Annotated in this window: 19 protein-coding genes; 16 read left to right on the top strand and 3 right to left on the bottom strand. The window is 61.8% G+C overall.

Annotated elements, in window-relative coordinates; translation table 11 throughout:
• Positions 1–5: 5 nt before the first annotated feature.
• The 11 genes from treZ (at position 6) to EJD88_RS00475 (ending at position 15906) form a co-directional block, all read left to right on the top strand.
• Positions 6–1751, top strand: coding sequence for a malto-oligosyltrehalose trehalohydrolase (gene treZ, locus EJD88_RS00525; RefSeq protein WP_158876214.1), 1746 nt, complete (start codon positions 6–8; stop codon positions 1749–1751).
• Positions 1748–3832, top strand: coding sequence for a 4-alpha-glucanotransferase (gene malQ, locus EJD88_RS00520; protein ID WP_158876212.1), 2085 nt, complete (start codon positions 1748–1750; stop codon positions 3830–3832). Before treZ ends, malQ begins: the two co-directional genes overlap by 4 nt.
• Entirely contained in the window at positions 3829–6579 is a 2751-nt protein-coding gene (locus EJD88_RS00515; RefSeq protein WP_158876210.1) for a malto-oligosyltrehalose synthase, read from the top strand. Before malQ ends, EJD88_RS00515 begins: the two co-directional genes overlap by 4 nt.
• A gap of 24 nt (positions 6580–6603) precedes the next feature.
• Positions 6604–6873, top strand: a complete 270-nt coding sequence (locus tag EJD88_RS00510; RefSeq protein ID WP_099585296.1) for a DUF2934 domain-containing protein — start codon at positions 6604–6606, stop codon at positions 6871–6873.
• Between the two features lie 119 nt (positions 6874–6992).
• Complete coding sequence (gene glgX, locus EJD88_RS00505; RefSeq protein WP_099585297.1) at positions 6993–9152, top strand: glycogen debranching protein GlgX; 2160 nt, start codon at positions 6993–6995, stop codon at positions 9150–9152.
• A 1-nt stretch (position 9153) separates the two neighbouring features.
• Positions 9154–10152 (top strand): acyl-CoA dehydrogenase family protein, encoded by a 999-nt coding sequence (locus tag EJD88_RS00500; protein ID WP_158876208.1) that lies wholly within the window; start codon positions 9154–9156, stop codon positions 10150–10152.
• Positions 10149–10907 (top strand): PIG-L deacetylase family protein, encoded by a 759-nt coding sequence (locus tag EJD88_RS00495; protein ID WP_099585299.1) that lies wholly within the window; start codon positions 10149–10151, stop codon positions 10905–10907. Before EJD88_RS00500 ends, EJD88_RS00495 begins: the two co-directional genes overlap by 4 nt.
• Positions 10904–11503, top strand: a complete 600-nt coding sequence (locus EJD88_RS00490) for an SAM-dependent methyltransferase (protein ID WP_158876206.1) — start codon at positions 10904–10906, stop codon at positions 11501–11503. The genes EJD88_RS00495 and EJD88_RS00490 overlap by 4 nt, the downstream gene beginning before the upstream one ends.
• On the top strand, positions 11500–12159 hold the full coding sequence (locus EJD88_RS00485) for a glycosyltransferase family 2 protein (protein ID WP_158876204.1): 660 nt from the start codon (positions 11500–11502) through the stop codon (positions 12157–12159). The genes EJD88_RS00490 and EJD88_RS00485 overlap by 4 nt, the downstream gene beginning before the upstream one ends.
• 176 nt (positions 12160–12335) lie before the next feature.
• Positions 12336–13097 (top strand): PIG-L deacetylase family protein, encoded by a 762-nt coding sequence (locus tag EJD88_RS00480; protein ID WP_099585302.1) that lies wholly within the window; start codon positions 12336–12338, stop codon positions 13095–13097.
• Positions 13098–13347: 250 nt separating this feature from the next.
• The gene (locus EJD88_RS00475; RefSeq protein WP_158876202.1) at positions 13348–15906 is read left to right on the top strand and encodes an autotransporter outer membrane beta-barrel domain-containing protein; all 2559 of its coding nucleotides are present in this window, start codon (positions 13348–13350) and stop codon (positions 15904–15906) included.
• Here the strand turns inward: EJD88_RS00475 and EJD88_RS00470 are convergent.
• Together EJD88_RS00470 and EJD88_RS00465 are read right to left on the bottom strand one after the other, a co-directional pair.
• Positions 15863–17266, bottom strand: coding sequence for an amino acid permease (locus tag EJD88_RS00470; protein ID WP_099585304.1), 1404 nt, complete (start codon positions 17264–17266; stop codon positions 15863–15865). The genes EJD88_RS00475 and EJD88_RS00470 overlap by 44 nt on opposite strands.
• A 61-nt stretch (positions 17267–17327) precedes the next feature.
• Positions 17328–18362, bottom strand: a complete 1035-nt coding sequence (locus EJD88_RS00465) for a histone deacetylase family protein (protein WP_158876200.1) — start codon at positions 18360–18362, stop codon at positions 17328–17330.
• Positions 18363–18483: 121 nt separating this feature from the next.
• Here EJD88_RS00465 and EJD88_RS00460 point away from each other — a divergent pair, with 121 nt between their 5' ends.
• From EJD88_RS00460 to EJD88_RS00440, 5 genes are all read left to right on the top strand, one after another.
• Complete coding sequence (locus tag EJD88_RS00460) at positions 18484–18975, top strand: Lrp/AsnC family transcriptional regulator (RefSeq protein ID WP_099585306.1); 492 nt, start codon at positions 18484–18486, stop codon at positions 18973–18975.
• A 187-nt stretch (positions 18976–19162) separates the two neighbouring features.
• On the top strand, positions 19163–21322 hold the full coding sequence (locus EJD88_RS00455) for a TonB-dependent siderophore receptor (protein WP_158876199.1): 2160 nt from the start codon (positions 19163–19165) through the stop codon (positions 21320–21322).
• A gap of 193 nt (positions 21323–21515) precedes the next feature.
• Positions 21516–23009: a methyl-accepting chemotaxis protein gene (locus EJD88_RS27350; protein ID WP_158876198.1), complete on the top strand. Its 1494-nt coding sequence runs from the start codon at positions 21516–21518 to the stop codon at positions 23007–23009.
• 176 nt (positions 23010–23185) lie between these two features.
• Positions 23186–23497, top strand: a complete 312-nt coding sequence (locus tag EJD88_RS00445) for a hypothetical protein (protein WP_099585309.1) — start codon at positions 23186–23188, stop codon at positions 23495–23497.
• A gap of 459 nt (positions 23498–23956) precedes the next feature.
• Positions 23957–24631, top strand: coding sequence for a hypothetical protein (locus EJD88_RS00440; protein WP_158876244.1), 675 nt, complete (start codon positions 23957–23959; stop codon positions 24629–24631).
• A gap of 569 nt (positions 24632–25200) precedes the next feature.
• On the opposite strand, the gene EJD88_RS00435 is transcribed toward EJD88_RS00440, so the two are convergent.
• Positions 25201–25500 (bottom strand): hypothetical protein, encoded by a 300-nt coding sequence (locus EJD88_RS00435; RefSeq protein ID WP_158876197.1) that lies wholly within the window; start codon positions 25498–25500, stop codon positions 25201–25203.
• Positions 25501–25547 lie beyond the last annotated feature (47 nt).

Below are 25547 nucleotides of genomic sequence, written 5' to 3'. Positions count from 1 at the left end.
TATAGATGCCATTACGGACTCTGGAAACCTGGCCCCACGGCGCAATCATGCTGGACGCGCAACACACGCGTTTTGCCTTGTGGGCGCCAGACGCGTTTTATGTCAGCGTTGAATTGGAAGACGGTAAATCAGTCGCCATGCTGCCGCAGGCAGCGGGCTGGTTCGAAGTAGAAATAAAATGCGCGGCGGGCACGCGATACCGCTACAACATCGACGGGGAAAAGGACGTGCCTGACCCCGCCTCCCGAGCCCAGCTTGCAGATGTGCATGGTTGGAGCCTGGTGGTCGACCCCCTCGCCTACGAATGGCGGCACAGCCAATGGGCCGGTCGCCCGTGGCATGAGGCGGTCATCTACGAACTGCACGTCGGCGCGCTGGGGGGCTACGCCGGCGTCGAAAAGCACCTGCCGCGCCTGGCCGAGCTGGGCGTGACCGCGATTGAATTGATGCCGTTGGCGCAGTTCCCCGGCGAACGCAACTGGGGCTACGATGGCGTTCTCCCCTACGCCCCCCACTCCTCGTACGGCACGCCTGAGCAGCTCAAGCACCTGATCGACAGCGCCCACGAACACGGCCTGGCCGTGATCCTCGACGTGGTCTACAACCACTTTGGCCCTGACGGCAACTACTTGGGCCAATACGCCCGAGACTTCTTTCGCGACGACGTGCACACGCCCTGGGGTGCCGGGATCGATTTCGAGCGCCGCGAGGTGCGCGACTTCTTCCTCGACAACGCCCTGATGTGGCTGATGGAGTACCGCTTCGACGGCCTGCGCCTGGACGCCGTGCACGCCATCGACAATCCCGGTTTCCTGCAACAACTGGCGCAACGGGTGCGCCAACAGGTCGACACCGGCCGCCACGTATGGCTGGTGCTGGAAAACGAATTCAACCAGGCCAGCCTGCTGGAGCATGATTTCGATGCACAGTGGAACGACGACGGCCATAACGCGCTGCATGTGCTGCTCACCGGTGAAACCGACGCCTACTACAGCGACTTCGCCCAGGACACCACCGCCAAACTGGCCCGCTGCCTGAGCGAAGGGTTCATCTACCAAGGTGACATCACCCGCCATGGCCATCGCCGTGGCGAGCCCAGCGCGCACCTTCCACCGAGTGCCTTTGTGCTGTTCTTGCAGAACCATGACCAGATCGGCAACCGCGCCATGGGCGAGCGCCTGCACCAACTCTGCACGCCCCAGGCACTCAGGGCCGCGACCACGTTGCTGTTGATGTCGCCGATGATCCCGCTGATGTTCATGGGCGATGAAGTCAACGCCCAGCAACCCTTTCTGTTTTTCACCGACCACCACGGCGAATTGGCCGAAGCGGTGCGTGAAGGCCGGCGCAGCGAGTTTGCCGACTTCGCCGCGTTCCAGGATCCCGAACGACGCGCACGTATTCCCGATCCCAACGCCCTGCCGAGCTTCGAGCAATCGGCCCCGGTGTTTGCCGACAGCGAACACGCGCAGCTCTACCGCCAACTGCTGAGCCTGCGCCGTCGCCACCTCGTGCCGCACCTGCCCGGCAGCGTGGCGCTGGGCGCCCAGGTACTGGCAGACGGCGCCGTCACCGCGCGCTGGCGCCTGGGCGACGGCAGCCTGTTGCAGATCGACCTCAACCTCAGTGCCACGCCCGTGAATCACCCGGCGCCGCAGCACGTTATTTTCGCCACGCCCGCTGAGCAAGGCGCGCAACTGCCGCCGTACAGCGCGCGCGTCAGCCTTTCCCCTGTTGGAGAACACCCTTGAGCGAAGCGAACCTGGAAATCCTCGCCAGCCGCGCGGGCCTTGCCGTCGATTGGATCGACGCCAACGGCCGTCCGCAACGCGTGACACCCGATGCCCTGCGCGCCGTGCTCAAAGGTCTGGGCCACCCTGCCGACACCGATGCAGAGATCGACGCCAGCCTGCTGGAACTGGAACAACAGCAGCAAGACAAACACCTGCCGCCGCTGCTGACCATCGACAGCGGCCACGGCCTTGATCTGGCGCGCTACTTCGAACCCGACACGCAGTGCCGCGTCAGCCTGGAAAACGGCGAAACCCTGGAGCTGCGCCTTGATGGCGACGCGGTGCTGCCCGGCGTGATCGCCCTCGGCTATCACCGCGTGTACATCAACGACCAGACGTTCACCCTCGCCGTCGCCCCCACCCACTGCTACAGCGTCGCCGAAGCCGTCGACAGCCAACCCGCCCGCGCCTGGGGCCTGAGTGCCCAGTTGTACTCGCTGCGCCGCCTGGGCGATGGCGGCTTCGGCGACACCCTGGCCCTGGAGCACCTGGCCCGTTCGGCCGCCGAACGCGGTGCGGATGCCCTGGCGATCAGCCCGATGCACGCGATGTTCAGCGCCGACACCGGACGCTACAGCCCGTATTCGCCGTCGAGCCGGTTGTTCCTTAACAGCTTGTATGCCTCGCCCGGCTGCATCCTCGGCGAACGTGAAGTGCGCAGCGCCATCGAGGCGCTCGGCCTGGAGGAGGAGCTGCGCGCGCTGGAGCAACACGCCCTGATCGACTGGCCCGCCGCCGCCAAGGCCAAGCAACGCCTGCTGCGCGCCTTGTATGAAGACTTCCGCCACGGCCAGCATCCGCAACATGCGGACTTCCTGAGTTTCCGCCAGGCCGGCGGTGAAGCCCTGGAAAACCACTGTCGCTTCGAAGCCGTGCAAGCCGCCCGCGCAGCTGCCGGCGAAGAGCTCGACTGGCGCCACTGGCCGCAAGAGTGGCGCACGCCGCAAAGCCCGGCGCTGGCGCAGTTCGCCGAGGACAACCGTGAAGAGATCGGCTACTTCGCCTTTACCCAATGGCTGATCGCCCGGTGCCTGGAGCGTGCCCAACAAGCCGCCAAGGGCAGTGGCATGGGCATCGGTCTGATCGCCGATCTGGCCGTGGGCGCCGACGGCGGTGGCAGCCAGGCGTGGAGTCGCCAGGACGAGTTGCTGGCCGACCTGACCGTGGGCGCGCCGCCAGACATCCTTAACCGCGCCGGACAGGGCTGGGGCATTTCCGCGTTCTCCCCCGAAGGCCTCAAGCGCAACGGTTTCCGTGCCTTTATCGAGATGTTGCGCGCCAACTTCGCCCATGCCGGCGGCTTGCGCATCGACCATGTGATGGGCCTGCAGCGCCTGTGGGTGATCCCCATGGACGCATCGCCCCGGGAAGGGGCTTACCTGTATTACCCGGTGGACGACCTGTTACGCCTGTTGGCGCTGGAATCGCACCGCCACCAGGCCATCGTCCTCGGTGAAGACCTCGGCACCGTGCCCGAAGGCCTGCGCGAAAAACTCAGCGGTCGCTCCATCCTGGGCATGCGCGTGTTGCTGTTCGAGCAAGGCCATGACGGCCAGTTCAAGCCGATCCTCGACTGGCCGGACAACGCCCTGGCGACCACCAGCACCCACGATTTGCCCACGCTCAACGGCTGGTGGCACAGCCGCGATATCGACTGGAACATCCAGCTCGGCCTGATCGATGCGCCCACCGTGGATCAATGGAGCGAACACCGTCTGCGCGAACGCCAGGCGCTGCGCCAGGCCTTGAGCCAGGACCCGCAGAACTTCGTCGAAGAGATTCGCAACGAAACCGATCACATGATCGACGCCAGCGTGCGCTACCTCGGCCACACCCGTGCGCCGCTGGTGCTGTTGCCATTGGAGGACGCCCTGGGCGTCGAAGAACAAGCCAACCTGCCCGGCACCACCGACACCCATCCCAATTGGCGCCGACGCCTGGCGGGTGAAGCTTCAAGTTTGCTGGACAACGCCGGTGCTGCACGACGCCTCGAATTGCTGGCCGTTGCGCGCAACCAGGCCCATGAGCGTGACCGATGAAGACCCTACCCCTGCGCGCTACCCAGCGCCTGCAATTTCATAAAGGCTTTACCCTGGACGACGCGGTGCCTTTGGTGCCGTATTTCGCCCAGCTAGGCATCAGCCATCTGTACGCCTCGCCGCTGCTCAGCGCCCGCGCCGGCTCCATGCACGGCTACGACGTGGTCGACCCGACCCGCGTCAACCCGGAACTCGGCGGCGAGCCGGCCCTGCGCCGCCTGGTGGCGGCGCTGCGTGAACACGACATGGGGTTGATCCTGGATATCGTCTCCAACCATATGGCCGTCGGCGGTGCTGATAACCCGTGGTGGCTGGACCTGCTGGAGTGGGGCCGCCTGAGTCCGTACAGCGAATTCTTCGATATTCAGTGGCACTCGCCCGACCCGCTGCTCAAGGGCCAACTGTTGATGCCGTTTCTGGGCAGCGACTACGGCGAGGCCTTGCAGACCGGCACCCTGACGTTGCATTTCGACGCCGAGCACGGCGCGTTTCATGTCGAGCATTACGAACATCGTTTCCCGATCTGCCCACGGGATTACGCGCTGATCCTGGGCAACGACGCAACGCTCAAGCCCATGGCTGACCGTTTCGCCGCCCTCGCCTATCAGGACGACGCCTACGCCGAAGCCGCGTGGCTCAAGCAGGCATTCGCCGAGCGCGCCACTGAAGTCATGCCGGCCATTGAGGAGCGCTTGAGCCAGTTCGACGGGCGCCAGCCGGAAGGCTTCAACCGCTTGCATCAGTTGCTGGAGCAACAGGCCTACCGGCTGGCGAGCTGGCGCACGGCGGCGGACGATATCAACTGGCGGCGCTTCTTCGACGTCAATGAGCTGGGCGGCCTGCGCGTCGAACGCACAGCAGTGTTCGAAGCCACCCACGGCAAGATCTTCGAGTTGATCAGCGAAGGCTTGGTGGATGGGTTGCGCATCGACCATATCGACGGTCTGGCCGACCCTCGTGGATATTGCCGCAAGCTGCGTCGACGGGTGGATGCTCTTGCGCCAGGTCGGCATTTGCCGATCTTTGTCGAGAAGATCCTCGGCGAAGGCGAGACCCTGCGTGAAGACTGGCGCGTGGACGGCACCACCGGCTACGAATTCATGGACCAACTGTCGTTGCTGCAACACCAGCCGGACGGTTTTGCACCCCTGGCCGAACTGTGGACGCGCCATACCGAGCGGCCCTCGGCGTTTATCGAAGAAGCCCGCCTGGCCCGCCAACAAATCCTCAACGGCTCGTTGGGCGGGGATTTTGAAAGCGTCGCCCAAGCGCTGCTGCAAGTGGCCCGCGACGATGTGATGACCCGCGACCTGACCCTGGGCGCGATTCGCCGCGCCTTGCAGGAACTGATCGTGCACTTCCCGGTGTACCGCACCTACATCAGCGTCCTCGGCCGCAGCGCCGCCGACGACGCGGTGTTCCAGCAGGCCATGGACGGTGCACGCACCACCTTGAGCGAGGGCGACTGGCCGGTGCTCGATCACCTCGAAAAATGGCTCGGCGGCCAGCCCTGGCGCCAACGCTCGGTGGGCCGGGAGCGCAAGATCCTCAAGCACGCCTGTGTACGCTTCCAGCAACTGACCTCGCCCGCCGCCGCCAAGGCCGTGGAAGACACCGCGTTCTATCGCTCGGCGGTGCTGCTGTCGCGCAATGATGTGGGCTTCAGCACCGAGCAGTTCAGCGCACCTTTGGCTGAGTTTCACAGGATCAACCAACAGCGTTTGCAGGCCTTCCCGGATAACCTGCTGGCCACCGCCACCCACGACCACAAACGCGGCGAAGACACCCGTGCACGGCTCGCAGTGCTCAGCGAGTGCGCCACCTGGTACGTTGAGCAGGTTGAGCAATGGTGCAGCCTGGCCGCGCCATTGCGCACTGATGCCGCCACACCATCGGCCGGTGACGAGCTGATCCTCTACCAAGTGCTGCTGGGCAGCTGGCCGCTGGACCAGGGGGATGACTTCGACGGCTATCAACAACGCCTGTGGCAGTGGCAACAGAAAGCCCTGCGCGAAGCCAAGTTGAACAGCAGTTGGAGCGCGCCCAACGACGCCTACGAACAAGGCGTCGAAGCATTTCTGTCGCGCCTGCTGCTCAGTGACGAAGGCCGCCCGCTGCGCACCGCGATTGCGACGGCCGCCCAGGCGATTGCCCCGGCGGGTGCGCTCAATGGGCTGGCGCAATCCTTGCTTCGCATCACGGTGCCGGGTGTGCCGGACCTGTACCAGGGCGCTGAGTTCTGGGACTTCAGCCTGGTGGATCCGGACAACCGTCGCCCGGTGGATTTCAGTGCACGGCAACAGGCCCTGGATACGCCGCCGGACATCGGCGAACTGCTGTTCAACTGGCGGGACGGGCGCATCAAACAGGCCTTGATTGCCCAGGTGCTGGCCTTGCGCAAGGCTCAACCTGAGCTGTTTCGCAGCGGCACTTACACGCCGCTGGAAGTGGTCGGCCAACACGCCGGGCGTGTGGTCGCATTCTGCCGCGAACACCAGGGCAAACGCCTGCTGGTGGTGGTGCCACGCTGGCCTCATCACCTGCTGGATAACGGTGTGCATCCCCAGATCAATGCGCAGGTTTGGGGCGATACCCGACTGAAATTACCGTTCGCCGCACCAACTCAATACTGGAAGGGACTTTTTCATACAGGCGCAGTCACACCAGACAAGGAGCTGTTGATCAGCGCTGCCCTGGGGGATTTCCCGGTCAATGTCTTTATCAATCCTGATGATCAAGAAAGCTGAAAATTTTCTGTGAGGAGCATTGTGATGAGTACTGAAGACAAACGCATACGCGAGCTGGCGCATCAGATCTGGGAGTCTGAAGGTAAACCCCATGGCGAAGACGCACGCCACTGGGAGATGGCGCGCAAGCTGGCCGAATCTGAAGCGCTGACGCCGAGCAAACCCAAGGCGGGCGCCAAGCCCAAGGCCGCCCCCAAGCCGCCGGCCAAGGCCAAGCCGCCAGCCCCCGCTGCCGGCAAGCCGACGCCAGCAACGGCGAAGAAACCACCGGCGCCGAAAAAGCCCAAGCCTTAATTCCATCAACCTCCCGTCGACGTGTCGGCGGGAGGTCATTTCATCACACAGATTGTCAGCTGTATGTTCGTCAGCACGGCGACGTTCGGCCCGAAAAAGACCCTGCAGGAGCAACTTCAATGAGCAAACCCGACAAAAGCCAAGCGACGCCGGACCATGAGCCGTCGCGGATTCGTGAAGGTTTGCCCTTCCCACTCGGCGCGACCTGGGATGGCCTGGGTGTCAACTTTGCGCTGTTTTCGGCCAATGCCACCAAGGTCGAACTCTGCCTGTTCGATGATTCGGGCGAAGTGGAACTGGAGCGCATCGAGCTGCCGGAATACACCGACGAAATTTTCCACGGTTACTTGCCCGACGCCCATCCAGGGCTGATTTACGGCTATCGCGTCTACGGCGCATACGACCCGGCCAACGGCCATCGCTTCAACCACAATAAATTGCTGATCGACCCCTATGCCAAACAACTGGTGGGCGAGCTCAAATGGTCCGAAGCGCTGTTTGGCTACACCATCGGCCACCCTGACGACGACCTCAGTTTCGACGAGCGCGACAGCGCGCCGTTCGTGCCCAAGTGCAAGGTCATCGACCCCGCGCACACCTGGGGCAACGACCAACCGGTGCGGGTGCCGTGGGACCGCACGATCATCTATGAAACCCACCTGCGCGGCATCAGCATGCGTCACCCTTCGGTGGGCGAATCCGTGCGCGGCACCTGCGCCGGGCTGATGGAAGACGACGTGCTCAAGCACATTCGCCAGTTGGGGATCTCGTCGGTAGAGCTGCTGCCGGTGCACGCCTTCGTCAACGACCAGCACCTGCTGGAAAAAGGCATGACCAACTATTGGGGCTACAACAGCATCGCGTTCTTCGCCCCCGACCCGCGCTACCTGGCCAGCGGCAAGATCGCCGAGTTCAAGGAGATGGTCGCGCACCTGCACGAGCAGAAGCTGGAAGTGATCCTCGACGTGGTCTACAACCACACCGCCGAAGGCAACGAGCGCGGCCCGACCCTGTCCATGCGCGGCATCGACAACGCCTCGTACTACCGGCTGATGCCTGACGACAAGCGCTTCTATATCAATGATTCAGGCACCGGCAATACCCTGGACCTGAGCCATCCGTGCGTGCTGCAAATGGTCACCGACTCGTTGCGTTATTGGGCCAACGAGATGCACGTCGACGGCTTCCGCTTTGACCTTGCGACGATTCTTGGCCGTTACCGCGACGGTTTCGACGAACGCCACAGCTTCCTCGTGGCCTGCCGCCAGGACCCGGTACTACGTCAGCTCAAACTGATCGCCGAACCGTGGGACTGCGGCCCCGGCGGCTATCAGGTGGGCAATTTCCCACCGGGCTGGGTGGAATGGAACGACCGTTTCCGCGACACCGTGCGTGCGTTCTGGAAAGGCGACGACGGCCAGCTCGCGGACTTCGCCGGGCGCATGACAGCCTCCGGTGAAATGTTCAACCATCGTGGCCGTCGCCCCTACAGCTCGGTGAACTTCATCACCGCCCATGACGGCTTCACCTTGCACGACCTGGTGTCGTACAACGACAAGCACAACGAAGACAACGACGAGAACAACCAGGACGGCAGCAACAACAACCTGTCCTGGAACCACGGCGTCGAAGGCCCCACCGACGACCCGGAAATCAACGCGCTGCGCCTGCGCCAGATGCGCAACTTCTTCGCCACCCTGCTGCTGGCCCAAGGCACGCCGATGATCGTGGCCGGTGATGAGTTCGCCCGCACGCAACATGGCAATAACAACGCGTATTGCCAGGACAGCGAGATCGGCTGGGTCAACTGGGACTTGGACGATGACGGCAAATCGCTGCTCAAGTTCGTCAAGCGCCTGATCAAACTACGCCTGGCGTACCCGATCCTGCGGCGTGGGCGCTTCCTGGTGGGCGACTACAACGAAGACATCGGCGTGAAAGACGTGACCTGGCTCGCCCCCGATGGCAATGAAATGACCACCGAACAGTGGGAGGACAGCCATGGCCGCTGCCTGGGCATGTTGATGGATGGCCGCGCTCAGGAAACCGGGATTCGCCGCGCCGGCGCCGATGCGACCTTGTTGCTGGTGGTCAACGCGCACCACGACCTGGTCAATTTCCGCCTGCCGCCGGTGCCCGAAGGTGAGTTCTGGACCTGCATGCTCGACACCAATGACATTGCCGTGCGCGGTCAGGAGCGTTTTGATTTCGAACACGAATACGCGGTGACCGGCCGCTCGCTGTTGTTGTTCGAGCTGCAGCGCGAAGACGAGGTATGACATGGCTTTGCAAGGATTCCTTCAAGGCTACCGGGGCTATGCGGACACGCAGGCCCTGGGCGAGGCCCTGAAGGCGCTTCAGGAGGAAGGCCTGGACCAACTGCCGTTGCCCGGCAGCGGCCAGACGTTGGCACGCTTCAGCCGCCTGGCCCAGGTGGCCGGGCATGACCTGCGCCTGTGCAAGTTATTCGAAGGCCACACCGACGCGTTGGCGATCATCGCCGAGCTGGACAGCCCCCTGCCGCCCTTGGGCAGCACGTGGGGCATGTGGGCCGCCGAACCGCCGAGTGCAAAAGTGCGCGTGCGGCGCGACGGCCATCGACTGATCGTCGACGGTCGCAAAGCCTGGTGTTCCGGCGCGGCGGTGGTCAGCCATGGGTTGCTGACGGCGTGGGACGAGGAGGACCGCCAGCAGTTGGTGGCGGTGCAGATGCGCACGCCGGGGGTCACGGTGACCGATGAAGGCTGGCATGCGGTCGGCATGGCCGCTACGGGCAGTGTCGAAGTGCTGTTCACGGAGGCCGCCGCCATTGCGGTCGGCCATCCGGGTGACTACCTCAGCCGTCCAGGCTTCTGGCAAGGCGGGATAGGGATTGCCGCGTGCTGGTATGGCGCCGCCCAGCGCCTGGCAGAAGTGTTGCGTGAACAATGCGCCAAGCGCCCCGAGCCCCATGCCCTCGCCCACTTGGGCGCCGTCGACAGTGCGTTGAACGCGGCCGCCTGCGTATTGCGCGCCAGCGCTGAGCACATCGACCGGGAGCCCAAGGCCGATGCCCGCGCGCTGGCCCAGCGGACGCGGGCCTGCATCGAGGACACGGTCACACAAGTGATGCACCACGTGGGCCGTGCGGTCGGTGCCGGGCCTTATTGCAAGGACCCGCACTTTGCACAGCTGATGGCGGATTTGCCGGTGTACCTGCGCCAGAGTCACGCTGAACGTGACTTGGCCGGGCTCGGTGAGCTGGTCGCCGGCGAACCCACGGGCAGGTGGCAATTATGAAACCCAACCCGATTGTCGGCCAAGGCACGCCGCTGCATCGCTGGCAGACGTCGCCACGGATGGCCGAGTTACCAGAGATCAGCGTCGAACAACTGGTGCCTGAGGGCCATCGCGCAGTGATCATCGCGCCCCATCCGGATGACGAAGTGTTGGGTTGCGGCGGGTTGCTGCAAGGTCTGGCCGCGCTCAGCCGGCCCATACAACTGATCTCGGTGACTGACGGCAGCGCCAGCCACCCCGGCTCCCGGCGCTGGCCGGTGGAGCGCCTGAGTGTGGTGCGGCCACAGGAGTCGGCGCAGGCCCTGCATCGGCTGGGGTTGCCGTTGCACAGCCTGAAGTGGTTGCGCGCTGGCTTCAGCGACAGCCAGGTGGCAGCGCGGGAAGATGAATTGAGCGCGTTTATCCAACGCTACCTCAAGCCCACGGATGTGGTGTTCACCACCTGGCGCGAAGACGGCCACTGCGACCACGAAGCCGTCGGCCGTGCCAGTGCCAAGGCAGCCCAGGCAGCGGGCGCCACGCTGTATGAGTTGCCGGTGTGGACCTGGCACTGGGCAACCCCCGAAGACCGCCAAGTGCCGTGGCATCGTGCGCGCAAAATCCCCCTGAGCTGCGAGACCGTGGCCCGCAAGCGTCACGCCATCCATGCCTTTGCCAGCCAGTTGGAAGGTGACCCGCAGATCGGCCTGGCCCCCGTGCTGGCCCCCTATGTGCTGGAGCGTCTGCTGCAGCCCTTTGAAGTGGTATTTGTATGAGTGTGGCCACGCCGTATTTCGACCAACTGTTCGCCGAAAACGACGACCCCTGGGCGTTTCGTCAACGCTGGTACGAGCGACGCAAACGTGCGCTGACCCTGGCCGTACTGACGCGGCCGCGCTACGCCGCCATCTTTGAGCCGGGCTGCGCCAATGGCGAATTGAGTTTCGAATTGGCCCCGCGCTGTGATCGCCTGCTGTGCTGTGACACCGCCGCAGCCGCGGTCAGTCTGGCGCGCAGCCGTTTATTGGGGTTCCCCCATGCCGAGGTGCAGCAACGCCGCCTGCCGGAACAATGGCCGACGGAACGGTTCGAGCTGATCGTGCTCAGCGAGCTGTGTTACTACCTCGACGCCGACGATCTGGGCCGCGTGATCGACCACGCGCTCGCCAGCCTGACCGACGACGGTCAACTGCTGGCGTGCCACTGGCGCATGCCAATCGAAGGCTGCCCGCAGACGGCCGAGCAGGTGCACGCCCTGCTCCACGAACGACTGGCCATGCCGCGCCTCGCCAGCTACCACGAACAGGATTTTCTCCTCGACCTGTGGTGCCGCAATGGCACCTCGGTCGCTCGCCATGAGGGCTTGCGATGATCGGCGTTCTGATCCCGGTGCATAACGAAGAAACCCTGTTGGCCGAGTGCCTGGACGCTGCATTGATCGCGGCCTGCCACCCCGGCCTGCAGGGTGAAGCGGTGCAGATCCTGTTGGTGCTCGACAGCTGCAGCGATGGTAGCGCCGCCATCGCGAGAGCCTACCCGGTGCAGCATCTGGAAGTACGGGCGCGCAATGTGGGGCATGTGCGCGGCGTCGGTGCGCGGCACTTGCTCAATCAGGGGGCCCGCTGGATCTCCTGTACCGACGCCGACAGCCGCGTCGCGCCGGACTGGCTGGTGGCGCAGCTGGCGCTGAACGCCGATGCGGTATGCGGCACGGTGACGGTAGATGCCTGGAGCGAAGACTTCGACCCGGCCGCGCAGATCCGCTATCTCCAGGGCTACGAGGCGCGGGACGGGCATCGGCATATCCACGGCGCCAACCTCGGGGTCAGCGCAGGTGCTTACATTCGCGCCGGTGGTTTCGAACCCTTGGCCTGCGATGAAGATGTGCAACTGGTGCGCAGCCTGGAACGCAGCGGTGCCTCGATCGCCTGGAGCCACTCGCCCCAAGTGATCACCAGTGCGCGCCTGGACGCCCGCGCCCAGGGTGGGTTTGGCGATTATTTGAAGAGCCTGGTGCACGCGCCGTGAAAAATTCCACATTGCAAAATGTAAAAGCGGCGAATCCTTGTCTATGCTGAAAACGCCTTGCTGGTCATTCAGGGTTGAATGACCACGCACCACCACGGCGGAGTCTGTGGTGAATAAATAGAGTCGTCCCGTCAACGGGGCACGACCCAGCACCAATCGACAAGGATGTAATTCTCATGAAGCCTGCCTCCCTCAGTGAAGGCCGTCGCGGCCCCGCGCAAATCTGGAACAGCGCACCGCAGCTGGCGCAAATCGCCCCTATCTCGGCAACCTCGTTGGTCCCCGCCGGCGCGCGCGTGGTGGTCATCGCCCCCCATCCCGGCGATGAAGTGCTGGCCTGCGGCGGTATGCTCCAACTGCTCAGCACCCTTGAATACCCGCTGCAACTGATCTCCATCACCGACGGCAGCGCCAGCCACCCCGGCTCGCATGTGTGGCCGGCCAGCCGCTTGAGCGTGGTGCGGCCCCAGGAAAGTGCCGAAGCGCTGCGTCGCCTGGGTATGCCCATGCACAGCCTGAAGTGGATTCGCGGCGGTTTCTGCGACAACGCCCTGGCGGCCCGTGAACCGCAACTGAGCCAATTCATTGCCCGTTACCTGCAAGCCGGGGATGTGGTGTTCACCACCTGGCGCAACGACGGCAACCCCGACCACGACGCAGTCGGTCGCGCCAGTGCCAAGGCGTGCAATCTGGTCGGTGCCCAGCTGTATGAGCTGCCGATCCGGGCCTGGCACTGGCCCGCGCGTGACAGTGCGATCATCCCCTGGCAACGGGCGCGCAAGGTGCGCCTGGATACCTGGAGCGTGGCGCGCAAACTCCACGCGACCCATGCCTATGCGAGCCAGCTAGTGGGTGACCCGCTGATCGGGCTGGCGCCGACGCTGGCGCAGGTGCTGTTGGAACGCATGCGCGAGCCTTACGAGATCGTGTTCGCGTGAGCCGCTCACTCGTCTGTACCTGTTATTTCTCACAGTAGCGCCACCAGAGATGTCCGTCTAAGGTGCAAAAAGTGCTGCACAGGTTCAGGTGCAGTCGAGAAAGCCATGCCAACCCTTTGCATTGGGCGGTGTTTTCAGATTCAGGTAACCCGTTGTCCCTGTTCCGTATCGCGCGTGACGTTGTCATGGTCTGACCAGCGCCTGGTTTTGCAGGTGCCTGGGAAATATTCCCCTCTATCGAGGACGGATCATGCGTATACGGACATATTCCTGGTTGTATCTGCTCGCATTGGCGGTGTCGCCGCTCGCTTCCTACGGGGCGTGCACCATCAACAATACGGCTGGCGACGACACCTCAGACTGTGACAGCGCCACGACGCCGGGCTTTACCGACACGGCAGGCAACAACACGCTTAATATCACCGCGACAGGCCGGATCACCGGTAACGTGACCTTTGGTGGCGGCAACGACCTGGTGGACGTGACCGGGCCGAGCGCCGGGATAGATGGCTCACTCAACCAGGGTGACGGCGCGAATATCTTCCGGATCAACATGGGCAGTATCACGGGAAGTGTGACCCAAGGCGCGGGGAGTGACATTGCACAGATTACCGGAGGGCAAGTCGGCGCCGTCTTCCAGGGCGCAGGTGTCGATAGCTACGCCCAGAGCGGCGGGGTCGTCGAGTCCCTGGCTCAGGGAGATGGACTGGATGATTTTTTCATGAGCGGCGGCACTATCAGCGACGCTTTCGAGGATGGCGACCGCGCCAAGATGAGCGGCGGGACCATCGGCCGGGTCGATATGAAGCTCGATAACAACGTGTTTGATATGTCTGGCGGCAGGATCATCCGCAACCTGGTGACCGGTTTCGGCAATGACACCATCCTGATCTCGGGTACGGCCTTCGTAGGCGGCAATATCAGTGTCAGTGGCGGCAACGATGTCGTGAACGTCTCGGGTGGCGAAGTCAACGGGCAGATACTGCTCAGTTTTGGCAACGATCATTTTGGCTGGTCGGGTGGGAGCCTGCATTCGTTCGTGCTGATGGGCGCGGGGGACGATAGCGCGTTGCTGCAAAACCTGGTCAATACCCAACTGGCCGGCGCGCAGCTGATAGATGGCGGCCTGGGTGTGGACACGCTGACCCTGGACAACACCAAGGCAGGTGACCCGGGGCTGTTTCCCAACTGGGAAACCATCCAACTGGATAACGCCTCGCAGTTGACCTTGGGCGGAACGCTGAAACTGGGTGACAGCGCGACAGCCACCGGCACCCTGAGCATTGATGGTACCAGCGAACTGCTGGTGAGCACGGGGGTGATCGATTCGTTTACCTCTGGCGAGTTGGTCAACGTCAATAACAGCGGGGTCATCAATATGACCACCGGCAGTTCCACCGCGACCGATACCCTGACGATCAATGGCAACTACAGCGGCAACGGCGGCCAACTCGCGTTGCAAAGTGTGTTGGGCGGCGACGGCTCGGCCAGCGACAAACTGGTGATCAGCCAGGGCACTATCCAGGGCAGTACGAACATCCACGTGACCAACCTCGGCGGCGCCGGTGCAGCGACGCTGCAAGACGGTATCCAGGTGGTACAGGCGCTCAACGGCGCCACCGGCAGCGGCACCGCCTTTACCCTCGTCGCACCGGTGTCTGCCGGCGCGTTCGATTACTACCTGTTCAAGGGCGGCGTCACCGGCCGTACCGCAGACAACTACTACCTGCGCTCGACCATCCCGGTGACGCCGCCGGACCCGGTGACGCCGACGGACCCGGTGATTATCGCCCCATTGCCGGTGCCCGTGCCCGGTGAGCCACCGCTGCCCAGCAACCCCGGAGTGACCCCGATTCCGATCTACCGTCCGGAAGTGCCGATCTACGCCGCATTGTTTCCCGCCGCACAGCAACTGGTGCAAGGCATGCTCGGCACGTTTCATCAGCGTATGGGTGACCAGAGCCAGCAACAGCAAACCGGCGCATTGGCCGCGGGCTGGGGCCGGGTGTATGGCAGCAGCAGTCGCCAGAGTTTCGCCGGCACCGTCAGCCCGACGCTGGACAGCTCGGTGACAGGCTTCCAGGTGGGCACCGATGTGTACGCCAGCCCGCTGGGCAACGGCCAGCAGCGCGCCGGATTCTTCGTCGGCCACAGCCGCCTCAAGGGCAACGTCAAAGGTTTCAATGGTGGCTGGGAGGACAAGGCCGCGGGCAAGACCACCTTGCGCGGCGATAGCCTGGGAATCTACTGGACGCTGATTGGCGCGAACCAGGCCTACCTGGACCTGGTATTGATGGGTACGCGCTTCAATGGCAACAACGAGTCTGACCGGGGCGTGAAAATGAAAACCCGTGGGCGCAACGTTACGGCCTCAGCCGAAGTCGGCTGGCCGATCCCGATCACGACCAACTGGGTCGCGGAACCCCAGGCTCAGGTGATCGCCAGCAAGACCAAACTCGATAGCCAGCACGACGGGATTTCCGATGTGTCCTACGACGCCGACACCAACCTCACCACCCGCCTGGGGATCCGCCTGCGGGGCGACTATCAAGTGCGTGGCATGCCGCTGCAGCCTTATATCAGGGCCAACGTCTGGCACAACAGCGCCGGGCAAAACACAGTGACCTTTGCCGATGTCACCGACATCGACACCGAGCAGAAGTCCACCACCCTGGACGTGAATGTCGGGGCCACGCTGAAGGTGGCCACGGGCATTAGTGTTTACGGCGAGATGGGCTACAACCGCAACCTGGACAGCAACACCTTCAACGGCCGCCAAGGGACGGTTGGCCTGAGAATGGAGTTCTGACCTGGTAGACAATCGCCAGCCAGACAAACCAGGCCGGCATCACGCACAGCGCCAGGCGTGTATCCGGCCGCAACGCCAGCAGACACAGCACGAATGCCAGAAACCCGAGGCTGAACCACGCCATCGGCACGCCGCCGGGCATTTTGTAGGTGGAGGCGGCATGCAGGTCGGGGCGTTTTTTGCGATAGGCAATATAGGACGCAAGGATGGTCGACCAGGTAAAAATCACCAGGATCGCCGAGACCGTCGACACGATGGTGAAGGCGGTCATCACCTCCGGCACGACAAACAGCAGGACCAGGCCGAGCAACATCAACAGCGTGGTAAAGGCTAGACTCATAAACGGCACGCTGCTGCTCGACAATCGCCGGAAGATACCCGGTGCGTCGCCTAGATCAGACAAGCCAAACAGCATCCGGCTGGCGGAAAACACCCCACTGTTGGCCGAGGACGCCGCCGAGGTCAGCACCACGAAATTGACGATCCCCGCCGCTGCCGGAAACCCCGCCACCAGGAACAATTCAACGAACGGGCTTTTGCTCGGCGACACCTGGTGCCACGACGTCACCGCAATGATGCACGCCAATGCCAGCACGTAAAACAGGATGATCCGCAGCGGAATCGAGTTGATCGCCTTGGGCAAGGTCTTCTCCGGTGCGCGGGTTTCGGCGGCTGCGGTGCCGATCAGCTCGGTACCGGCAAAGGAAAAGATCGCCATCTGGAACCCGGCAAAAAAACCGAACAGGCCATTGGGGAATGCCGCCTGTTTATCCAACAAGTGACTCAACGACGCGGTAACCCCGGTGGGCGAAACAAACGAACTGGCGATCAGCACCGCGCTCACGCCAATCAGGGTGACCACAGCGATAATCTTGATGATCGCAAACCAGAATTCCACTTCGCCAAACAGCCTGACCGTCAGCACATTCAACGCAAACAGCGTCAACAGCATGCCCACGGCCGGTATCCACGCCGGCACGTCCGGGAACCAGTACTGGAAAAAGCCGCCGACCACCACCGCGTCCCCCACCACCGCCACGCTCCAGCTCAGCCAGTACGACCAGCCGAGAAAGAACGCCGCGCGCGGCCCCAGGTACGCGCCGGCAAAGTCGGCAAAACTCTTGAAGTTGAGGTTGGACAGCAGCAGTTCACCCATGGCGCGCATCACGAAATACACGAACAGCCCGATGATCATGTAGATCAGGATGATCGAGGTGCCGGACAGCGCGATGATCTTGCCGGAGCCCATGAACAGGCCGGTGCCGATCGCTCCGCCCATGGCCATCAGCTGGATATGGCGGTTGCTCAGGGTGCGTTGCAATGCAGGCTTTTCACACAGTCCGGGCGTGGTTGTTTTCATCACAAAACCTCTTGTTATGTTTTTGAGTTTTGGCAGAAGAAAAATGCAGCGGTCGTGGTTATCAGGCGGTCTGGCTTTCGAAACCGTGCAACACGTTGACGGCATTGATGCCGATCTCATCGACCATGTAGCCGCCTTCCATCACGAACAGCGTCGGCACGCCCACGCTGGCGATGATCTCGCCCATGCCCAGGAAGTCGTCGCTGTCGAGCAGGAAGTGGCTGATGGGGTCGTCCTTGAACGTGTCGACGCCGAGGGAAATCACCAGCACGTCAGGGGCGAAGTGTTTTAGCCGCTGGCACGCATCGATCAGCGCGGTTTTGTAGCGATCCCAGGTGGTGTTTTTCGGTAGCGGATAATTCAGGTTGAAGCCCTCCCCGGCACCCACGCCGCGCTCGCTGCCAGCGCCGGAAAAGTACGGATAGGACACCGCCGGTTCACCGTGCAGGGAGATGAACAACACGTCCGGGCGGTCGTAGAAAATATTCTGCGTGCCGTTGCCGTGATGGAAATCCACATCCAGTACCGCGACGCGCTTGGCGCCCTGGGTGATGGCCTGTTGCGCGGCAATCGCGGCGTTGTTGAGGTAGCAATAACCGCCCATGTATTCGCGGGCCGCGTGGTGACCGGGTGGGCGGCACAGGGCGAAGGCGCTGTGGTGGCCTTCGTCGATCAGCGCCAGGCCGGTGAGCGCGATGTCTGCGCTGGTCTTGACCGCGTTCCAGGTGGTGGCGGTGATCGGCGAACCGGCGTCCATGGCAAAGAAGCCCAGCTTGCCGTCGATGAACTCCGGCACCTGCTGGTTAGCCAGGTCACGCACCGGCCACACCAGCGGCAATGCGTCATGGCTGCGGCCGATGGCCGTCCATTCGGCCCAGGCGCTTTCGAGAAACGCCACGTAGCGCTCGCTGTGGGCATTGACGTAACAGGCACGGTCGAAGGTACGCGGCACGATGATATCGCCGAGCCCGACGAACTGGACGCGGTCACGTACGGTGTCGGCGCGGCTCGGTTGCTCGAACGATGGCTTGAGTACGCCATCCTTCAATTCGGTGCCGTGGTGCAAACGGTGGGCATCGCTGAAAACAGTCAACATGTGTAGATATCCGCCAGTGAAAGTCAGGCTCTATTTTGTTCTGGCAGTCCGGGACTTTCTTTGCTTTTACTTCTGGCACTGGTAGCTTTATCGGGCGTTTTTACCCCAAGCCCGAGCAGATATGAAAAATAAAACCAAGCAGGTCGTTCTTGATGACACCGATCTCGCCATCCTTGCCTTGCTGCAGGAAGACGCGAGCATTTCCAATGCCCAACTCAGCGAGCGCCTCTCACTGAGCCTTACGCCCTGCTGGCGTCGCCGCAAGCGGCTGGAAGAAGAAGGCGTGATCAAGGACTACCAGGCCAACCTGGATCGCAAGCTGCTCGGCCTAGACATCCTGGCGTTTGTGCATGTGCGCTTTGCCATCCACACCGACCACGCGCCGGACGCCTTTGAAGCGGTGATCAAAGAGCTGCCCGAGGTGCTGTCGTGTCACAAGATCACGGGGGATGCCGATTACCTGTTGCAGGTGTTGGCGCAAGATCTGGACAGCTACAGCGAGTTTGTCGAAAGCGTGTTGAGGCGGCAGTTGGGGATTGCGTCGATCCAGTCGAGCCTGGCGCTGCGCGAGGTAAAAGCGACGAGCCGGGTGGCGATTGGGACGCGCGATTGAGCCCGGTACAAAAGCGTTCAACAGCGGCCGGTGATGGCTAATCGCCTGCTGCGTACATGTGAAAAATTCGTTAACTAATTCTTCCCAAAGGCTTTTTCCTACAGAATCAATCTGGCAAACTGATGCGAATAATTATCAACACTTTTATTATTCGCCAGGGACGGCACTCTAGGGGAGAGTCCGTTCCATGTCTGTGCACCCATCCGGCGGTAAAGGTTTTACACCCAGTTTGATTGCGTTGGCGGTCTGCCTGGCTACCTCGCACGCGGCCCTCGCCGCCGAAGCCCCGGCAACCACGCTGGAACTGGGCGCCACCCAAATTTCCGGCGAACAGCAGTTGGGCGAAACCACCGAGGGCACGCAGTCCTACACCACCGGCGCAATGAAAACCGCGACCAAACTGCCGCTCACCCTGCGTGAAACGCCACAAGCCGTCACCGTGATTACGCGCCAGCGCATGGATGACCAAGCGATGACCAGCATCAACGACGTGGTCAATGCCACGCCAGGGCTGTTCCTGAACTACTCCAACGGGCCAGGTCGGCAGTCCTACACCTCACGCGGTTTCGACATCGACAACCTGATGTACGACGGCATTCCGAGCGGCTATAACGGCGCTTCCGTGGGGGCGCAGCCAAACCTGGCGATGTTCGACCGCGTTGAAGTGGTACGCGGCGCCACCGGCCTGGTGACCGGCGCGGGCAACCCATCGGCTGCCATCAACCTGATCCGCAAACGCCCACTGGATGAACAGAAAGTCACCCTCACCGGCGCCGCTGGCAGCTGGGACGACTATCGTGGCGAACTCGACGCCTCCAGCCCGCTCAATGACAGCGGCACCTGGCGCGGTCGCGTCGTCACCTCCTACCGCGACGCCAATAGCTTCATCGACAACGCCGAGGAATATCACGGCCTGTTCTATGCCGTCACCGAAGCCGACCTGGGCGAAAACACCACCCTGACCCTCGGTTATTCGAACCAGAAGGACAAGACCAACTATTTCTGGGGCTCCTCGATGATCGGCCAGGACGGCCATCACCTCGACCTGCCCCGCTCCTACAACCCCGGCACCGACTGGGAAAACAAGGACCAGGAGATCAACACGGTCTTCGCCGAACTGCGCCAGAACCTGGCCAACGACTGGAAGCTGCAAGTCAACGCCAACTACGCCGAGCAGAAAGCCTTGTTCTCGGGCTCCTACCAATCGCGTTGGGCGGCGGACAAGTCGTTGGGACGAACCGTCTACCAAGCCGCCTACGACGAGAACCAGGCCGGCGTCGACGCGTTCGTCAGCGGCCCGTTCCAGGCATTCGGGCGCAGCCATGAGCTGGTAGTCGGCGCCAGCCGCCGCATTTACGACATGACCAGCCACGACTACAGCCCGTACGACACCAATTGGCCGATCAACGCCGGCAAACCGGACTTCGTGCACACCTCCGACACCCGCGAAATCACCACCCAGGACGGCGTCTACGTCACCACCCGCCTGAGCCTGGCGGACCCGCTGAAGCTGATCCTCGGCGGGCGCCTGGACTGGTACGACTACGATGCCCACGGCAGCAACAGCGGCGACTACAAAGTCACCCGCAACCTGACGCGCTACGCGGGCTTGATCTACGAGCTGGACGACAATCACTCGGTCTACGTCAGCTACAGCGACATCTTCACGCCGCAGAGCGCCAAGGACATTTCCGGCACGCCGGTCAAGCCAATCGTCGGCAAGAACTACGAGGTCGGCGTCAAGGGCGAATACCTGGGCGGCGCGCTGAATGCGAGCGTCGCACTGTTCCGTGTCGACCAGGAAAACCGTGCTAGCCAAGTGACTGTGCAGAACTGCCCGCAGACGGAGTGCTATGAAGCCTCCGGCGAGATCCGCAGCCAGGGTATCGACTTCGAACTGCAAGGCGCCCTGACCGACAACTGGCAGGTCGGCGGCGGCTACACCTACGCACGGACCCACACCATCAAGGATGAAACCAGCCCGGAGAAGGTCAACAAGCAGTACGACACCGACACCCCGGAGCATCTGTTCAAACTGACCACCCGCTACAACCTCCAGGGCCCGCTGGAAAAATTCCGCGTGGGCGGCAACATCTCCTGGCAGAGCCGCATGTACAACGACATCAAACTGGCCGACGGCAGCACCTACCGCCTGCAACAAGGCGCCTACGCCGTCACCGACCTGATGGCCGGCTACAGGGTCAACGACCATCTGGACCTGCAGCTCAACGCCAACAACATCTTCGACCGCAGCTACTATTCGTCGATTGCCAACTCCGTGAGCTACGGCGGCGACTCGTACGGCAACCCGCGCAACATGATGCTGACGGCCAAGTACAGCTTCTGACCCTCATCAAGGCTGCCCGCTCGGGCAGCCTTTCCTCTTGTTGCGGCACTTAAAGTCCCCACCACAAATGCCGATAAGCCTTTTGGCACACCGATCCTGAAAAAAACCTGATACCTGCTTTGCTCTGTACCCGCGCGCCATCGTGGCACGCCGCATGCTTTGTTCCTGGCCAGACCACATGGAGTAAGAGTGAATGCCTGTCCACGCGCGCTTCCTAGACCACTACCGCAAGGCCGACCGCATCATGCTGGCGCTGATCTGGCTGATGACACTGTTCTCCGTAGGCCTGGCGTTCTGGCACGACACCCTGGCCCAGGCAATCGTCGTCGGTGGCGGCACCAGTGTGGTGCTGACCGCGCTCTACCGCGCCATCGGCGGCACCCGGGCAATGCGCTGCGCACTCGGCGCGGGCCTGATGATCATGGCCGCGCTGCACATCAACCAGGCCCAGGGCGTGATCGAATCCCACTTCGGGATTTTCGCCCTGCTGGCGGTGCTGACGTTCTACCGCGACTGGCTGCCGATCCTGGTGGCCGCACTCACCATCGCCGTGCACCACGTAGTCTTCCATGCCTTGCAGCATCAAGGTTTCCCGGTGTTCGTGATGGAACACCATGGCGGCTGGACCATGGTGTTTGTGCACGCCTTCTACGTGGTGATGGAAACCGTCGCCCTGCTCTACCTCGCCGTGCACAGCCACGCCGAAGCCGTCGAGAGCCAGGAAATGCTCGAAAAGATGCTCGCCGTCACCACCCAATTCACCGTCGAAACCGCCCAGGGCGAAGGCAAGGTGCACGTCTCCCTGGCCAAACGCTTCGACCACTTCCTGGACCAGATCACCGGCCTCATCGACGGGGTCGCCCGCGACTCCCACGGCCTCGGCCAACTCGGCCAGGAACTGGCCCACGCCAGCGGCACCCTGGAAAAAGGCGCGCGCCACCAACTCGCCGAAATTGCGCAAATGACCGACTCCATGGAGCGCATGGAACACGCCATGGGCAACATTACGGTGCACGTCGAGGAAGCCGTAGAACACGCCGGCGTCGCCAGCCAGCAAATCCTGCGCGGCCAGGAAAGCGTCGGCCGCGCCCAACACGAAATCACCCAACTGGCCACGCGCCTCAGCGGCACCCACCAGACCGTCCAAGGCCTGGCCGTGCAGGCCGAACAGATCGGCTCGGTGCTCGAAGTCATCAGCAGCATCGCCAACCAGACCAACCTCCTCGCCCTCAACGCCGCCATCGAAGCCGCCCGCGCCGGCGAACAAGGCCGCGGCTTCGCCGTCGTCGCCGACGAAGTACGCAGCCTGGCGCAACGCACAGCCGTCTCCACCCAGGAAATCAAAACCATCATCGACAGCTTGCAGCAAGGCAGCCGCGAAGCCGTCGAAGCCATGCACGACAGCCGCCAAGGTGTAGAGCGCTGCGTGGAAGACAGCCAGGTCGCGGTGGACATGCTAAGGGCCGTGGGCAATGACATCAGCCAGATCGATGCGCTGAACGGACGAATCGTCACCACCTCGCGGGAACAGAGCTCAGCAAACCTGGAAATTGTCGGGCGGTTGCAGTCGGTGCAGGGCATTGCCCAAAGCACCGCAGACGATGTGGAGATGCTAGCGCGGAGCAGCGAACAACTGCCGCCGATTGCAGTGCGGCTGGATGCGTTAGGGCGCCGGTTTCATCAGTGAGGTAGCGTTTCTGCCTCTGCTGAGCGACAGCTATGGGTCGGTTTTTGCCGGTCGCGATGGGCAGAAATCGGCCAATAGCTGCCTGTCGGAACCGGCTGAAATAGCCCCAGAGCGGTCATCTCCGCGTTCCAGTATTATCATGCTGATCTTCGGACTGTTTATTGGTAGGTTGATCCATGGGCAGAAGCGTTAGGCTTCAAAAAAAACTGCATACACGGCATCTGATGGAGACAGCTGAAGAGGTGATACTTGATGACAGCCTTGTTGGAAAGCTATGGGCGCTCAATCAAGGTGACAGATTTGAGTTGAATTCAGCTTCTCTCAGTTCTGCAGCCGTTCAAAAGTACCGCTTGGAATACGTGATAACGAGAGGCCCTGTTCCTGGGCACTGGCTGTACACAAAATTTAACCCCGAGGAACTTGTATTATTTTTTACGGCAAAAGACTTTGACGGCATTTGCCATGGCTGGACTCTGTTTGACGAGTGACAACCTCAGTTTTAGCTCTCTGAGAGGCAGCTCTGGGTCGATGGTTGCCGGTCGTGGATGACGGCTTTCGACCCATTGCAGCCCCTCGGCATCCGACTGGAATTGGTCAGGTATAGCAGAATTTAAGGTGGAACCATGGTCCAAGAAATAATTCAGTGCGAGCGCGCGGGCGTAAACCCGAAATGGCCTTCTTACAAAAGTGTGCTGGGGCGCATAGCTAAGGGGCCAGACGTCTCAGATGAATACGAGTTGAATGGCATCCGTGAATATGTTGAGCGCGGCGATGCATTTGCGAAGCCATCAATGCCTGTGCCGAATAGTGACAACGTTACGCGTAGCAGCTCCGAATGGATGGCCGTCACACGAGCCCACAAGGTATTGGCAACCGCACCAGATAACCCGCAATGGCTTCTGGAATTGGCCCATTGGCTGCGCTATTACCAAGTAGGAATTTGGCAGTTGTTCTTCTGGGCGGGCCAGTTCGACATTATTGCCAAAGCGGCAGGCAACAAACGACGCCGCCAAAACTACAGCATCCAAACCGCCACCAATATGATGGTCGCCATGGCGATCCTAGGCTGGAAGGATGCCGTCATCCATCAGGGCTATCTCACCCATGCGGCTCTCAACCGTGGGCATCAATTAGTGATTGAGTACGAAGAGCAACACCGCCGTGCCCAAGCCTTTATGCTGCGTGTGTTTGCCGATTGGGTGGGCGATGTCTCGCATCAATGGCCTGCTTATGCTTACGACGAACCCATCTACGAAGCCTTGTTGGCCAAGTGGCGCACTCCCAGCCCCGACGACCTGATGCCCTGTCTGTTGGCCGCGTGTGACCGCCACACTTGGCAAACAGGCAAAGAAAGCCAGAAGAATTCTTACGACTTCAATCAGGACTGGCACTTGGAGCGCGTGCCGGTGGAAATTCTCTATATCCTGCGCCTGCGCCAGTGGGAAGGTTTAGCCAATCCGCAGAAGATTGATCATCCGCTGTGGGCCGCGCCCTTTGATCAATTGCCGTCCGAACAGCCAGTGCCTGAGTTGGACGAGTTGGTGCAAGGTGTACTCAACCGTGCCAGAGAAGACTGGCCAAATTACGATGACGTGCTGTCTTTGCCAGCGCTGAAAGGTTGAATAGGGTGCAAAAGGTACCAAAAGCTCTGTAGGAAAAGCCTCTGAATCGAAGCCTACGGCTGGGGGGATAGGCGGGCATGCCCAGCTAAAGAGCGCACCATCACCAGATCGCCCGTGGCTTGGGCCAGATGACTGAAGCACGAATGCCGCAACCAATGCGTCGTGGCTTCACCCAAACTCCGCAAGCCGCTGAGCAAGAGTTTCAACGCTACCCTTCGCATGCTTGCCGAATCGGTCAGGCAAAAACTGCACACACTGCTTACGGAGGCAGGGCAGCAGCGTGTGTAATAGCGAAATGGCCTGTCGTGCTATCACACTCTGTGCTCCCCCGATTGCGGTCCAGGCTGTCCGCTATGGGTCGAAAGCGCTTGATCATGAACGTCTGCTTTTGGCCAAAAGCCGCTGGTCGCGAACGGCAGCTGTCGACCCATTGCAGCCCTTCGCGATCAGCGACAGTTGGCCAGAACCAGCTGTTGACTGACTTTGCGACCCGACATCACGATGTCGAACGGTGAGGCTGAATAACGCTATTTCTTTTTTCAACCGGCCGCGTTGCCCGCTTGAAGTAATCAGAGCTCTGGGCCGCTGAATTTTCCTGATGCAATACACTCTAGAAAAATTCTTTGTTCTGGTTTAAGAAGTTTGCGTGGCGTATAGCCGTGCTCATCAGGCTCCCTCAGCCACCTCGTCAAAGCTCGGCTTGCAGACTCCTTGAGAGCTTGACGCTCTGCGTCAGTGAAATTATGTTCGATCTCATGAGACATAGACTCAATTTCTTTTACTACCCAATCTTCGTCAAACCCTAAATCATCGCTTGAAAAATTCAGCGTCCAAAGATAGTTCAAAGCTATGTCCGCGAGATTATTCATAAAAGTTCCTAATTGTCCATTCAGAGGTATGCGTCCGGCTAAGTCAT

Source organism: Pseudomonas sp. PB105, assembly GCF_009764655.1.
GTDB classification, from domain to species: Bacteria; Pseudomonadota; Gammaproteobacteria; order Pseudomonadales; family Pseudomonadaceae; genus Aquipseudomonas; species Aquipseudomonas cyclaminis.
The sequence above is the reverse complement of the archived record's forward strand: the minus strand, read 5'-3'. Positions and strand labels throughout refer to the sequence as shown.

Coding starts and splice junctions, on each gene's coding strand:
- EJD88_RS00490 (WP_158876206.1), top strand. CDS start 10,904: ATGAGTGTGGCCACGCCGTATTTCGACCAACTGTTCGCCGAAAACGAC.
- EJD88_RS00445 (WP_099585309.1), top strand. CDS start 23,186: ATGGGCAGAAGCGTTAGGCTTCAAAAAAAACTGCATACACGGCATCTG.
- EJD88_RS00485 (WP_158876204.1), top strand. CDS start 11,500: ATGATCGGCGTTCTGATCCCGGTGCATAACGAAGAAACCCTGTTGGCC.
- EJD88_RS00455 (WP_158876199.1), top strand. CDS start 19,163: ATGTCTGTGCACCCATCCGGCGGTAAAGGTTTTACACCCAGTTTGATT.
- EJD88_RS00435 (WP_158876197.1), bottom strand. CDS start 25,500: ATGAATAATCTCGCGGACATAGCTTTGAACTATCTTTGGACGCTGAAT.
- glgX (WP_099585297.1), top strand. CDS start 6,993: ATGAGCAAACCCGACAAAAGCCAAGCGACGCCGGACCATGAGCCGTCG.
- treZ (WP_158876214.1), top strand. CDS start 6: ATGCCATTACGGACTCTGGAAACCTGGCCCCACGGCGCAATCATGCTG.
- EJD88_RS27350 (WP_158876198.1), top strand. CDS start 21,516: ATGCCTGTCCACGCGCGCTTCCTAGACCACTACCGCAAGGCCGACCGC.
- EJD88_RS00460 (WP_099585306.1), top strand. CDS start 18,484: ATGAAAAATAAAACCAAGCAGGTCGTTCTTGATGACACCGATCTCGCC.
- EJD88_RS00515 (WP_158876210.1), top strand. CDS start 3,829: ATGAAGACCCTACCCCTGCGCGCTACCCAGCGCCTGCAATTTCATAAA.
- EJD88_RS00480 (WP_099585302.1), top strand. CDS start 12,336: ATGAAGCCTGCCTCCCTCAGTGAAGGCCGTCGCGGCCCCGCGCAAATC.
- EJD88_RS00470 (WP_099585304.1), bottom strand. CDS start 17,266: ATGAAAACAACCACGCCCGGACTGTGTGAAAAGCCTGCATTGCAACGC.
- EJD88_RS00495 (WP_099585299.1), top strand. CDS start 10,149: ATGAAACCCAACCCGATTGTCGGCCAAGGCACGCCGCTGCATCGCTGG.
- EJD88_RS00465 (WP_158876200.1), bottom strand. CDS start 18,362: ATGTTGACTGTTTTCAGCGATGCCCACCGTTTGCACCACGGCACCGAA.
- EJD88_RS00500 (WP_158876208.1), top strand. CDS start 9,154: ATGGCTTTGCAAGGATTCCTTCAAGGCTACCGGGGCTATGCGGACACG.
- EJD88_RS00475 (WP_158876202.1), top strand. CDS start 13,348: ATGCGTATACGGACATATTCCTGGTTGTATCTGCTCGCATTGGCGGTG.
- EJD88_RS00510 (WP_099585296.1), top strand. CDS start 6,604: ATGAGTACTGAAGACAAACGCATACGCGAGCTGGCGCATCAGATCTGG.